Origin of the sequence: Aquisalimonas sp. 2447, from assembly GCF_012044895.1 — a bacterium.
GTDB lineage: Bacteria > Pseudomonadota > Gammaproteobacteria > Nitrococcales > Aquisalimonadaceae > Aquisalimonas.
In genome coordinates, this window is the sequence record NZ_CP050695.1 from 295,894 (window position 1) to 308,621 (window position 12,728).

General features: G+C 66.9%; 11 protein-coding genes. 5 read left to right on the forward strand and 6 right to left on the reverse strand.

Annotated elements, in window-relative coordinates; all coding sequences use genetic code 11:
* Nucleotides 1–215: 215 nt before the first annotated feature.
* The 3 genes from KU884_RS01275 to KU884_RS01285 are packed head-to-tail and all read right to left on the reverse strand — an operon-like array spanning nt 216 to nt 5,132.
* Nucleotides 216–1,424 carry a hypothetical protein gene (locus KU884_RS01275; RefSeq protein WP_167780923.1) on the reverse strand — a complete coding sequence of 403 codons (1,209 nt, stop codon included), beginning with the start codon at nt 1,422–1,424 and terminating at the stop codon, nt 216–218.
* Nucleotides 1,405–2,421: a hypothetical protein gene (locus KU884_RS01280; protein ID WP_167780924.1), complete on the reverse strand. Its 1,017-nt coding sequence runs from the start codon at nt 2,419–2,421 to the stop codon at nt 1,405–1,407. Before KU884_RS01280 ends, KU884_RS01275 begins: the two co-directional genes overlap by 20 nt.
* Entirely contained in the window at nt 2,418–5,132 is a 2,715-nt protein-coding gene (locus KU884_RS01285; RefSeq protein ID WP_167780925.1) for a patatin-like phospholipase family protein, read from the reverse strand. Before KU884_RS01285 ends, KU884_RS01280 begins: the two co-directional genes overlap by 4 nt.
* 133 nt (nt 5,133–5,265) lie before the next feature.
* Between KU884_RS01285 and KU884_RS01290 the strand changes: the two genes are divergently transcribed.
* Both KU884_RS01290 and KU884_RS01295 read left to right on the forward strand, forming a co-directional pair.
* Nucleotides 5,266–6,240 carry a zinc metalloprotease HtpX gene (locus tag KU884_RS01290; protein WP_167780926.1) on the forward strand — a complete coding sequence of 325 codons (975 nt, stop codon included), beginning with the start codon at nt 5,266–5,268 and terminating at the stop codon, nt 6,238–6,240.
* A 33-nt stretch (nt 6,241–6,273) separates the two neighbouring features.
* A complete protein-coding gene (locus KU884_RS01295) occupies nt 6,274–7,908 on the forward strand; it encodes an alpha/beta-hydrolase family protein (RefSeq protein ID WP_167780927.1) in 1,635 nt (544 codons plus the stop codon).
* Nucleotides 7,909–7,967: 59 nt separating this feature from the next.
* On the opposite strand, the gene KU884_RS01300 is transcribed toward KU884_RS01295, so the two are convergent.
* Both KU884_RS01300 and KU884_RS01305 read right to left on the reverse strand, forming a co-directional pair.
* Nucleotides 7,968–8,735, reverse strand: coding sequence for an SDR family NAD(P)-dependent oxidoreductase (locus KU884_RS01300; protein WP_167780928.1), 768 nt, complete (start codon nt 8,733–8,735; stop codon nt 7,968–7,970).
* A 55-nt stretch (nt 8,736–8,790) separates the two neighbouring features.
* The gene (locus KU884_RS01305) at nt 8,791–9,108 is read right to left on the reverse strand and encodes a cupin domain-containing protein (protein ID WP_167780929.1); all 318 of its coding nucleotides are present in this window, start codon (nt 9,106–9,108) and stop codon (nt 8,791–8,793) included.
* A gap of 161 nt (nt 9,109–9,269) precedes the next feature.
* Here KU884_RS01305 and KU884_RS01310 point away from each other — a divergent pair, with 161 nt between their 5' ends.
* On the forward strand, nt 9,270–9,668 hold the full coding sequence (locus KU884_RS01310; RefSeq protein ID WP_167780930.1) for a hypothetical protein: 399 nt from the start codon (nt 9,270–9,272) through the stop codon (nt 9,666–9,668).
* A 9-nt stretch (nt 9,669–9,677) separates the two neighbouring features.
* On the opposite strand, the gene KU884_RS01315 is transcribed toward KU884_RS01310, so the two are convergent.
* Nucleotides 9,678–10,481, reverse strand: coding sequence for a DUF2189 domain-containing protein (locus tag KU884_RS01315; RefSeq protein ID WP_167780931.1), 804 nt, complete (start codon nt 10,479–10,481; stop codon nt 9,678–9,680).
* 157 nt (nt 10,482–10,638) lie between these two features.
* On the opposite strand from KU884_RS01315, the gene KU884_RS01320 reads away from it, so the two are divergent.
* The gene (locus KU884_RS01320; protein WP_167780932.1) at nt 10,639–11,136 is read left to right on the forward strand and encodes a DUF4442 domain-containing protein; all 498 of its coding nucleotides are present in this window, start codon (nt 10,639–10,641) and stop codon (nt 11,134–11,136) included.
* 268 nt (nt 11,137–11,404) lie between these two features.
* Nucleotides 11,405–12,691, forward strand: a complete 1,287-nt coding sequence (locus KU884_RS01325) for a DEAD/DEAH box helicase (protein ID WP_167780933.1) — start codon at nt 11,405–11,407, stop codon at nt 12,689–12,691.
* Nucleotides 12,692–12,728: the final 37 nt, after the last annotated feature.

A 12,728-nucleotide genomic window follows, 5' to 3' on the forward strand; every position in this document is an offset into this window, starting at 1 on the left:
CTCCAAGCCTCCCATCAATCTGGAAGGCTCAGTGTCGCGGAACTGGAATCGACTCAACAGATGGGGTTCGTGGAGCGCTTACCGACGAACGGGCGGAAGGGATATCGGCGGCCAAGGCGCTGGCAATTGCCAATGCCGAGGGCCAACGGATCTACGCCATTGATCAGACTAACTGCGATGAAGTGCTGACGGCGGCCAGTCTGGCTCGGGAAGAGCTATTCGGGGATCTGTTCCATGCCGGTGAATCGCGCCTGCAGCTGCTCCGCCCGGTGCTGGCTCGTGCGCCAGAAGTCGTAACTCAGGAAGATCCCGGTATCGCCGCTGCGATGGGTCACGCCCAGGGAAAACCTGTGATTGAGATGCGCCATGAGGCCGATGCCCACCACCGGGGTGCCCGCCCGGTCCGCCGCCGTGGCGACGATTGAGGCGCCGAAGGCGCGTCCGGTCCCACCGTCATCGCCCCAGGACCAGCGGTTGAAACCGATAATCTCCAGGGTCAGCGCCTCTTCCACCCGGGCGCCGGAGGGCTGGCCGTCAAGGTATTCCAGGGCGATGCCCGGATGCAGCACGATCCACTGGTGGGCCGGTGGTGCGCAGAAGCCGTCATCCGGTTCGCAGTACTGCTCGCGATTGGCGCGGAAGCGCCACGCGTTGAAGGCCAGCTCCCAGGGCATCTGGCTGCGCGCTTCGGTGAAGTACGCGGTCCACTGCCGGTCATATCGGGTCAGTCGCGTCTGCAGTTCCGCGAGCTTGATCCGTTGTACGGCCACGTCCACCAGCCATTCCATGGCGCGGGCCTGGGCCAGAAGGTCCAGCAGCGTGTCGATGGCGGCGTCGCAGTCCGGCCCGGGTGTCTCGCAGGCCGTGTCCACTATGTCTCCGGGCAGTCCGTCGGCCTCCGTTGCCGGCAGCCGCCAGCGGCCGCCGGCTTCCACGTGCATTTCCCAGTAGTCGATGGCGGTGGCGCCGGTGCCCGGCTGCTGATCGTCGGTGAGTCCGGTGGCGGCGGCCCGCATGCCGTCGGCCATGGCGGCGAACCATTCGGCGGCCGGCGGTTCCAGGGCCTGCGCTTGTTCCTGAGCCTTCGCGGCGACCTGGCGCGCCAGGTCGGCGGCCGCCACGCGCATCCTGGCGACGGATGCGAAACGGTCCGGGTGCAGCATCGCCTCCAGCGCGTCTCCGGCGGGTACTACGCTCACCCTGTGATCGAGGCAACCCTGTCGGTAGGCGCTGTTCACTGCGGTCAGGCGGGTCTCCGTCGGTGCCGTGCCCCGGGCCAGTTCCACCAGGGTATCGCAGTCCATGGCCAGCGCCGGCTGGGGCAGCAGCCAGGCCAGGGCCAGGAGCAGGGCGAGCCCGAGCGTCCTGCCTGCGGAATAAACGCGGCCAGGGGTGTTGCGGCAGTCAGTCGCCAAAGTAGGCACGGAACACCTCCAGGTACTGTCCCCAGTCGCCGGTGGGTGCCGGCATCATCCTCTCCAGTCGCCGCCGCAGGGCGTCCCGTGGACCCTGGGGATGGTCCCGGGCGAAGGCCTTGTCCAGAGCGCGCGCCTCCTGCTCCGGGATCAGCCCCGGTGAGCCCAGCAGGCGGAACAGCGGTACAAAGCAGGCCGGATCCCGCAGGTGGTGGTCGAAGCCGTGGGGGTTGACGCCGCTGAGCCGGGTCAGGCGGACATCCATGTACCGGCCGGCGTCCCGGGTGTCCGGGTCAGGCCACTCGGCGTGGGGTGAGAAGGGCCAGCGTGCGGGAATGGGGTCCCAGCGGTGGCGGACGTTCAGGTAGTGGGCGGTCATGCCGTCGCCGCCGGGCAGGGCGGGGCGGCACCGCGAGGCGTAGGTCTTCACCGTTTCCTGCTGCAGGGTGCGGCTGACGTTGGCCAGCATCACCACCAGGTGGGCGCGCCGGATATCTCCAGCGCCGTCCACCTGACCTGCGCCCAGGGCATGCAGGGTGTCGTGGGTCACCGCGGTGCCCAGGGAGTGGGCGATCACCGACCAGCAGCTGCCGGCCGGCGCCGCCGCCAGGGCGTCGACCATCTGGCGTGCCACGCTGACCTTGACCGCTTCGCGGATGGTGTCGACGAAGCGGTACATGAGCACGTCCAGCACGTGCGTCTGCAGCACGCCGTCGGCGCCGAGGCGTTCGCGCAGGCGCTCCAGTTTGCGCATCGCCCGGGCGGCGAGACCGGCCTCCCGGAGCATGGTGATCACCGCCGGGCTGTCGCGCTGCCAGCGGGCGCGGATGGCTTCGAAGGCGTCGTCGTAGCGAACTTCCACCGGGCGGAAGTGCTCGCCCCAGGAATACAGCTGGCTCCATTCCAGGTCGTGGTACTGGTCTGCCAGTTGCTGTTGCACGGCCTTTGACCAGCCTTCCTGGTGAACTCCCATGCCGTGAACGAGAAAGATCAGATGAGCGCTCATTCGCCGTTGTCCTCGGTGCCGGTGGGTGAGGACGCGACGCCGCCGCTCCGCAGCAGTTCGCCGAAGTCCCAGGCACCGTCGGCCGCTCCTTCGGCACAGAGCTGGCCGGCCAGGTGCTCGCCCAGCATGCGATAGCTCTCCCACTGGCTCTCGCCGAAGAACTGATCGCTGGTGGGTTCGTGGGGGAAGGCGGGATGGCGGTGCAGGTACTCGATGAGGTCCGCCGGTTCCGCACCGGTCAGGGTCGGTTTGACATACACCAGCCAGCCTTCGTCCGGCGCTTCACCGTCGTCTGCACGGTAGCGAACCCGGGCCAGGGCGAAGTGACGCTCGCACAGGGCCGCCGTGTGGCCCTTCCTCACTCCATTTCGGGCATCGGTCAGTGGCCGGGTGTGGCGGAGCTGTTCCAGCGGGCCGAACCGGCGCGCCAGTCCCATGTCCGTGAGCGCGGTTTCATCCAGGAACCGGATGTCCGCACCGAAGTCCGTGCGGGCCTTGCGGATCAGGCCAGCCAGGCCGTCGAAGGTGCCGTCGGGGTCCGCCTCGGCGTCCACGAGGACGATCAGTGGTAGTCGACGGCGGATCAGTTCGTAGCCACCGAGGTTCTCGAAGTGGCCGCCATCGGAGAGGTACCAGTGCCGCCAGGCGGTGCCCCGGAAGCGGGCCAGCAGCTCGCCCAGGAGAAAGCTGTAGACCGGCAGGGCCCGGGTGAACACGCGCCGCCAGCCCGCCCGGGGACGGCCGTCACAGGGACGGTTGTCCGGATCGACGCCGGAGTCCCACCAGTAGCCCAGGCGGACGTTGGCGAGGCCGATCAATACGCTCATGGCCAGACTGGTGCGCGAGCCGAGACCGGTGGAGACGGCGGCGCCGGAGATGGCCGTGATATTGCCGAGAGACAGGGGTTCGCCGGTGTAGGCTGGGTCGGCGTCGTCTTCGCGGGCGTAGGCGAACACCCGGTAGCCCGGATCGGTGGCATTGTCCGGGAACACGGTGACCGGGGAGTCGGGCACATGGGCCGACCCCGGGGCGAACACGGCATGGTGACGGATACCCACACTCAATGAACACGGCCCGAAGGCCAGCGTGGTGCCGCCGCGATCCCGTTGCTGGATCTGCGAGTGTCCGTCGATGGTCTCGTTGACGGTGACGTTGACCAGATGCAGCGGCGCGGCGGCCCGGGCTTCCTCGTCGGTCTCGTGGGCGGCGATTCGATGGTACGCCTGCAGGGAAGTGTTGTCGCCGGGCTGCACCCGCAGCACGGTACTGTCGGTGCCGCCGTGGCGCCGGGGGTTGGAGGCACCCAGGTAGGCGCGGGTCAGGCGCGCCATGTACAGCGCGTGATGACCGGAGCGGTTGAGGAATGCCATGCTGTTGCCGAAGCATGCCACCAGAGCAGCCAGTATCAGCACCACGCCGAAGGCGAGCCCGACCCTCGCTTCGGCGGCGTCGCCGGTGATCAGCACGCCATGGGCTCCTGTGAGCCCGTGGGCCAGGGCGGCCATGATGACCAGGTATACCAATAGCAGGCCGATGGCGAGCAGCAGTGCAGTTACGGCGAGCGGTATGGCCGGCCGTTCGTGGGTCTCGGGGACGATGCGGGCGATGAGTCTCTGCGCCCCGGCCAGGATGCCGGCAAGCGTCGCGGCCAGGGCCGTCAACTGGCCCGTTGCGGCCTCGTCCGCGCTCCAGCCCGCGAGTAGCCCGCCGGCGGTGTCCACCAGGCCCAGCAACAGCAGAGCCGCAGCGACGGTGAGCGCCCGCAGGAAAGCGCGTGAAACCCCGCTGCGCGCCGCGGCCACATGCACCGCGGATTCGTCCTCGCCGGATCCGATGCCCGATTCCACGATTCGCAGCAGTGCCCGGTCCGTGAACAGGAAGATCAGCAGAACCGTCGCCGCAACCAGACTGCCGGTGGTACCGCCCAGCAGCAGGGCAGTGGCGTTGTCGACGCCGGTGGCACCGACGACCAGCGCAGCCAGCGACAGCAACAGCAGCAGCACCGGTGGTCCCAGATTGGCGATGAACTCCCGGCGAGGTACTGAACGCGGGTGCCCGATCAGCCAGTAGGCCCAGCCCGCAGGCCCGGCGGCGAACACCACTGTGAGGCCGGCCAGGAACAGGTAGGGGCTGATGAGCGGCCAGGCAGCGATGGTGTTTACTGTCCCGGCCACCGCAGACACGATCGGCAGGTAGGCGAGTTGGGCCAGCAGCAGGGCCAGCAGCACCAACATCGCCAGGACCAGGTGCACGCTGACCAGGTTGCGCAGCAGGACGGCGGCGCCCAGCAGCAGATCGCCCGTCCCACGTGGCGACAGGTAGCGGCCGTTCTCGCGCAGGTAGGAGAGGATCCCGCGCCGGGTCCGTTCGATGTCGTTGGCGCTGTCGGGTCGGGAGGATGGTTGCCCGGCAAGGATGGCCTCCACGTCGTCGACGCCGGTGACGACCTCCGGCCGCCGGAAAAGCTGTCCCAGGAAGGCGCCGAAATAGCCGCCACCGGAGACGGTGGAGAGGTAGTCGACGTGACGGAGCAGACCGGCCCGGGCCAGCGCCTGGAAAAAACCGAGGGTGAACGTGGCGCTGCGGATGCCCCCCCCGGAGAGCCCGAAGCCGACGCCGCCGCCATCCTGGGCAGCCCTGGCCGCCACCCTCCGGCGCTGCAGAAGTGCCTGTTCCTGGTCGGCCAGTGCCCGGGGGTAGTCTTCCCGCATTATTCTGATCCCCTGTTCCCTGGTGGATTCTTGTTCAGCGTCTCATTCAGTGTAGTTCGGCCGGGGGGAGACGCACCAAGCGAGCTGCGGCATCATTGGGACGTTGTCGTCTACACTCCGGCTACTGCCAGCGATGCACCTGGATTCCGAAACCTTCCTGCGCCACAAGCTGGTCAACCTGCTACGGGCCGTGCTGCTCTTGACCGGCATGCTGCTACTGCTCGGCCTCATCGGGTGGGTGCTTGCCGGTTGGTACGGCGTGCTTTGGGCGGTGCTGGTGGGCGCGGTGGTGCTGGTGGTGGCGCCGGGGGTTCAGCCGCGGCTGATCCTTTCGCGTTCCGGCGCGCGGCGGTTGCCCCGTGAAGCGGCGCCGGTGCTCTACCAGGTGTTGGAGCGCCTGTACCAGCGGGCAGGCATTCAGGCGGCACCACAGCTCTGGTACGTGCCCTCGGCGGCACTCAACGCGTTCGCGGTGGGCGGTCGGCGCAGCGGGGCCATTGCGGTCACCGCGGGACTGCTACGCGCCCTGTCCCTACGCCAGATTGCCGGTGTTCTGGCCCACGAGACCAGTCACCTGCGCCACAACGATACCTGGGTCATGGCCCTGGCCAGCCTGATCACGGAACTGACCTCGTGGATGGCCCTGTTCGGCCAGATAATGATCCTGCTGGCGATTCCGTATGTCCTGGCCGGTGAGGTGGATATTCCCTGGTTGGTGTTGCTGATTCTCGTGACCGTGCCTACGCTAAGCACGCTGCTGCAGTTGTCCCTGTCGCGCAACCAGGAGTTCAATGCCGATCTGGAGGCGGCGCGGCTGACCGGTGACCCGCAGGGCCTGGCAGAGGCACTGACCCGCCTGGAGCGTTCCCGGGGCGCGTGGCTGGATCGTGTTTTCCTGCCGCGCCGCCGACCGACCTGGGTGCCGGGCTGGCTGCGTACCCACCCGGAAACCGTTGAACGGGTCAAGCGGTTGCTGGATCTGACCGCGACACCTGATATGCAACCCATTGTGCCGCTGCGAACCCCGCTGCGGGCTCCCCACGGGGTCCGTGCTTCCTGGGGCATGCGTGGCCCACGCTCGGTGGGGCGGCGCGTGTTCCGTCTGTGACCGGACTGGACTGAATAGCAAGGTGAGTAACGGATGCTGTTGAAACGCCTGTTCGCCCAATTCTCCACCGCGGGCCTGCTCCTGGGCACGCTGTTCTTCGCGTTTTCGTTGACGCCCAGCCTGCTGCCGCGGCCGTTCGTGGTCCAGGGGGTCATCTCCGGGCTCTCCTTCGCTGCCGGGTATGTCCTGGGTTACTCAGCGCACTGGCTCTGGGCCTACCTGGAGCTTCCCGAGCCGCGGCGGCGGGTGGACTGGTGGATCAAGGTGGTGGCAACCGCCTTCTGTGTCCTGACCGCCGGCGTGTTCCTGTGGCGTGCCTCCGAGTGGCAGAACTCCGTGCGTGCCCTCATGGAAATGGATGAGGTCGGTGGTGTGCGCGCCTTCAGCGTGGCGTTCATCGCGCTGCTGGTGTTCGCCGTGCTGCTGCTGATTGCGCGCTGCTTCCGCTGGACGTTCCGATTTCTCTCCAGCCGCCTCCAGCGTTACGTGCCCCGGCGCGTGTCCCACGTGGTGGGCGTGCTCGCCGCCCTGGCGCTGTTCTGGTCAGTGATCGACGGCGTGATCTTTTCCTACGCCCTGCGGGTGGCGGACAACTCCTATCAGCAGTTGGACACCGTGATCCAGGATGACCTGGATCCCCCCACCGAATCGACCCGGGCCGGCAGTGCGGAGTCATTGATCACCTGGGAGGGCCTGGGTGGCCGCGGGCGGCGTTTCGTCACGGTGGCACCCTCCGCGGCAGATCTGGAGGACTTCCACGGCGAGCCCATGCCGGACCCGATTCGCGTGTACGTGGGTCTGAATGCGGCCGAGACACCGCGGGAGCGGGCCGAGCTGGCACTGGCCGAGTTGCAACGCACCGGCGGATTTGACCGCTCGGTGCTGATTCTCGCCACGCCGACCGGGCGAGGCTGGCTCGATCCCGCCGCCCAGGATACGGTGGAATATCTGCACCGGGGCGATATCGCCACGGTCACCGCCCAGTACTCCTACCTACCGAGCCCCCTGTCACTGATGACCGAGGGTGAATACGGCGTCGAGATGGCCCGGGCGTTGTTCGAAGAGGTCTACGGTTACTGGACGGAGCTGCCCGAGGACGAGCGGCCCGAGCTCTACCTGCACGGGCTCAGCCTTGGTGCCCTCAACTCTGATCGCTCCTTTGACGTCTTCGATATCATCGACGATCCCTTCCAGGGCGCGTTGTGGAGCGGGCCGCCGTTTCGCAGCGAGACCTGGCGGACGGTCACCCGCGGCCGTGACGGGAACTCACCGGCCTGGCTGCCGCGTTTCCGCGATGGCCGGGTGGTGCGCTTCATGAACCAGCATCGAGGGCTGGACGAGCCGGACACCGACTGGGGCAATTTCCGCATCGCCTTTCTGCAGTACGCCAGTGATCCGGTGACCTTCTTCGATCCGCAGATGGTGTGGAACGAACCGGCCTGGATGAGTGGCGAACGCGGCCCCGATGTCTCTCCGGATCTACGCTGGTTCCCGGTGGTGACCATGCTGCAGGTGGCGGCGGACATGGCGGTGGGGACGGCGCCCCGGGGCTACGGCCACGAGTACGCCTACGAGCACTACATCGATGCCTGGGTCGCGCTCACGGAGCCGGAGGGCTGGTCGGAGAGGGAAATCGAGCGGCTGAAGGAGCGGTTCCGGGACCGATGACCGGTGCTGTGACCGCGGGGCGTGCCGACAGCAGCCCGTGGTCAGACAACATGGGGTCATCAGAACCCGAACGCTGTCCAGCCGCCGTCCACCATGATGGTTTCGCCGGTGACGTACGAGGAGGCGTCGGCGGCCAGAAAGATGGCGGCACCCACCATTTCCTCCGGCAGGCCGAGTCGCTTGAGCGGCGTGCGTTGCCGGATCGCATCGGCGAAACCCGCCCGCGAGTCGGTGATGGCCTTGACCAGCGGTGTTTCCGTATAGGCGGGGGCAATCGCATTGACACGGATGCCCCGGTCGGCCCATTCCGCTGCCAGTACGCGGGTGACCATCTTCACGCCGCCCTTGCTGGCGCAATAGGCCACTGATCCGGTGATGGCCGTTTCCGCCGCGATGGAGGAGATGTTGATGATTCGCCCGTCCCCCTGGTGAATCATCTGCCGCCCCACGGCCTGGGCCATCAGAAACACGCCGGTCAGGTTCACGTCGATGATCTGACGCCAGTCCTCCGTGGTGTAGTCCTCGGCAGGCTTCTTCACTGTGAGGCCGGCGTTGTTCACCAGGATGTCGATGCGCGTGAAGTGCTCCACCGCCGCCTCCACTGCCTGCTGAATCTCCTCGGGGCGGGTGACATCGCAGGGGAAGGCCCGCGCATCGACGCCGAATCCCCGCGCTGCGGCGGCCACCTCCTCCAGCTCCCGGGGCGTGCGGCTGCACAGCGCCAGGTTGCAGCCCGCTTCCGCGAGGCCCAGGGCGATGCTGCGGCCAATACCCCGGCCGGCGCCGGTGACGATGGCCGAACGGCCGGACAGGTCGAATAGGCGCATGGGGGCCGTTCCTCATTCTCTGGCGGCGAGTGCCGGCATGACTGTGGCGGCCGGGCTATTCCAGCACCGGTGTCGCCTTCTGGGACGAGACAAAAATGCACGCATTCGTGACCGCAGCCACGTCATGCTCTTCACCCGGCTCGGTGTACAGGTAATCGCCTTCACCGAGCTCGACTCCACCGATGCGCACCACGCCGGCAAGCACCACCACCTCTTCGGTGCCATGATGCGCGTGGCTCGGGAACCGTGCCCCGGCCTCCAGGCGAACCACCGAGGAGCGTCCGCCGCTGTCGTTGTGCCGAAACAGGCTTCGCTGAATGCCCGGGTAGTCCGTCGCCTGCCACTCCCGGTCGGCGGCCTTGTTGACGAGCATGGTGTACACCTCCGTTCCCGTTTCCCCTGACCGCAGTGTAGCGAAAACCCGGCGAGGAGATACGTTGGTGTGCCGCCGTCCCGGCGCCGCGGCTTCATGCACTTCGTGTGCAGGGAGAGAAACGGCGTCGGCAGTACTAACCTTTCAGACAGGACAGGGGCATGGCGACGGGAGGTTGGGCCATGGACGTGGAGCGCCAGACGGCGGCCGTCGATTCCCTGCGGGAATGGAGCAAGTGGTCCATTGGCCTCGGGTTTCTCTCTGCCACCGGTTGCGTGTTCGTGCTGCAGGGGGGCGTGCCCCTGCTGGCGCAGATCTTTCTGGTGCTGGCGATTTCCGCCTTCGCCGCCAGCGTGCTGTGCTCCATCCTGCTCCTGCGCGTGCTGGCTACACTGGTGGAACGGTTGCCGGTGCAGGATGGCCAGGGGAGCCCCGGGTCCATCTACCAACAGCAACTGCTGCCGGGCCTGACCGTTGCCCGGATCGCAGCCGCCCAGCTGCTGTTCCTGATGCTGGGCGGTGCGTCCTTTCTCGCCTGGATCGTGGCGCCCTTGTTCTGACGGCGACGATCAGCCGCCTTCCGAGACAAGCTCCCGGTAGGCGTGCCAGCTGGCATGCCCGAGTACCGGCAGGGCCACGGCCAGGCCCACCAGGCCCACCGCCATGCCGGCGAAGGTGACGACGCTGAGAATGACACCCCACAGCAGCATCGGGCGCAGGTTCTTCTGCACCACGGCGAGGCTGGTGATCGCCGCTTCCAGTACGCTCGTCTTCGGCTGATCCAGCAGGCGCGGGATGGAAACCACGCTCAGGGCGAAAGCCGTGAACGCCAGCACCGCACCGATGGCCGTGCCCACCAGGATCAGCGCGACCCCGGCCTCCGAGAACAACAGGTCCGTGTAGACCAGCGTGGCCTCCACAGTGGGAATGCTGGTGCCGAAGAACAGCGCGAACAGCAGCGTGGCGAACCGGATCCAGGCCAGCAGGAAAACCATCAGCAGCACGCCCATCAGCGCAATCTGCGTGGCGTTGGTACGCCAGGCCAGCAGGGTTGCCGCCAGTGATGGTGTCTCGCCGCGTTCCAGGCTGCGGCTCATGGCGTAGGTGCCCACGGCGACCAGCGGGCCCATGAGCATGAAGCCCGCGACCAGGGGCAGCAGCCAGGAGCCCTGGCCCGCCGCCCACAGGGCGCCGACCAGGGCCATGCTCACCAGCACCCAGAAGGCGCCATAGCCCAAGCTGAGGCCGGGGCAGCGGGTCATGTCATGCCAGCCGGCACGCAGCCAGACCCAGGGGCGGTCCATGCCGACGCCGTGAACCGTGACGGGGTGCTCACCGCCCAGATCCAGCCGGGCCGTCGTGGTTGAATCCATGGTGTCCTCCTTCGTGTTTTCTCGAATTCTACCCATCAAGTATTACGGAAGACACGCGGGTTTGCATGCGAAGGATGCGCCGTACGGAGGGGTATGGTAGCTTTCTGCAGCCCTCAACGGGCTTGGGAATGGGCAACAGGGACCAGTGAAAGACGCGATGAGTTACCTGTTCAAGAGTGCCGGCCGCTTCCGTCGACTGCTGAGCCTTTATCCACCTTACCTGGGCACGGGGATTTCCGTGCGCCACGTGTCTCCGGACTTCAAGCGGGTGGAAGTGGTCATGAAGCAACGGTTCTATAACCGCAACGCCTACGGTACCCACTTCGGCGGCAGCCTCTACAGCATGTGCGACCCGTTCTACGCGCTCATGCTGCAGCCGTTGCTGGGGCGCGACTATCTGATCTGGGACCGCGGCGCGTGCATCGACTACCGCAAGCCCGGTCGCGGCACCGTCACCGCGGTGTTCGAGTGGAGCGATGACCAGCTGGAGGAGATCCGCACACGCACTGCCGGCGGTAACAAGTTCGAGCCGGAGCGCGTGCTGGACATCACCGATGCCGAGGGCGACTGTGTTGCCCGGGTGCACAAGACCATCTACGTGCGCCAGAAACCGCGGGTGCGTCAGAGCAACGGTGATGGCCCTGGCGTGAAATAGACCGGTAACCACTCGGATCCTGCATGGATGGGCTGGTGTTCCTGCGCGCTTCTGTTATAGTGCGCCGCAACGATGCGCTCCGGTTCGCATCTGCTTTCGCGGTTTTTCCTGATAGGGATTACAGCACCGCGGCCCCTCCACGAGGTTTGCCGCGCGGTTCGTCTCTCCCGAATGGCCTGCCCGAATTCGCAATCTTTTCAGCCGTAACCGGGCCCCGATTACAGTGGCCGCTGGCCCACGGGTAGGCACAAACGGAGTATCCGAACGAATGTCCTTCAATGATCTCGGCCTTTCGGCCGCGCTGGTTCGTGCTGTCACCGATCAGGGGTATACGACCCCCACTCCCGTTCAGGCCCAGGCGATTCCCGCCATCGTCGAGGGGAGCGACCTCATCGGTATCGCTCAGACCGGCACCGGCAAGACCGCTGGTTTCACCCTGCCCATGCTTCACCGGCTCATGGAACATCGCCCGGAAAGCAAGGGCCGGCCGGTGCGCGCGCTCATCCTGACTCCGACCCGTGAGCTGGCGGCGCAGGTCCAGGAGAGCGTGAAGACCTACGGCAACCACCTGCCGCTGAAGTCGGCGACCATCTTCGGCGGCGTCGGCATGCAGCCCCAGATCCAGACCCTGCGCCGCGGCGTGGACATCCTGGTGGCGACCCCCGGGCGGCTGCTGGACCACCTGCGTCAGGGCACGGTGGATCTCTCCCGGGTGGAGACACTGGTACTGGACGAGGCCGACCGCATGCTCGACATGGGCTTCATCCACGACATCCGCAAGGTCATCGCAGCGGTGCCGAAGCAGCGGCAGACACTGCTGTTCTCCGCCACGTTCTCCGACGAGATCCGCAAGCTCGCCGGCGGCATGCTGCGTTCGCCGCAACACGTGGAAGTCGAGCGCAAGGCCAGTGCCGCGGAAATCGTCACGCAGACGGTGCATCCTGTCAGTCGCGGCAACAAGCGCGCCCTGCTGAGCAACCTCATCGGCGAAGGCGGCTGGAAGCAGGTGCTGGTGTTTACCCGCACCAAGCACGGTGCCGATCGTCTTGCCGAGCAGCTGGAGAAGGACGGATTCAGTTCCTCCGCCATTCATGGCAACAAGAGCCAGGGAGCGCGGACGCGGGCACTGAGCCAGTTCAAGCAGGGGCGCGTGCGGGTGTTGGTGGCGACGGATATCGCCGCCCGCGGCCTGGACATCGACCAGTTGCCCCATGTGGTGAACTACGAGCTGCCCAATGTTGCCGAGGACTACGTGCACCGCATCGGCCGCACCGGTCGCGCGGGTAACGAAGGCAAGGCGGTGTCGCTGGTGTGCGTGGACGAACTCAACCTGCTCAAGGGGATCGAGCGGCTACTCAACCGCAACATCGACAAGCAGATCATTGCCGGCTTCGAGCCGGATCCCCGGGAAAAGCCGGAGCCGCTGTTCAAGAAGCCGAAGGGTGGTGGTGGACGGCGTCCCCAGGGCAACAATGGCGGCGGTGGCCAGCAGGGACGTGGGCGTCGCCCGTCCCAGGGCCAGCGGTCCGCTGCCCCCGGGCGCGGTGGCCGTTGATCTCCTGAGCCGCTGACCTGCATTACAGCGAACGCCC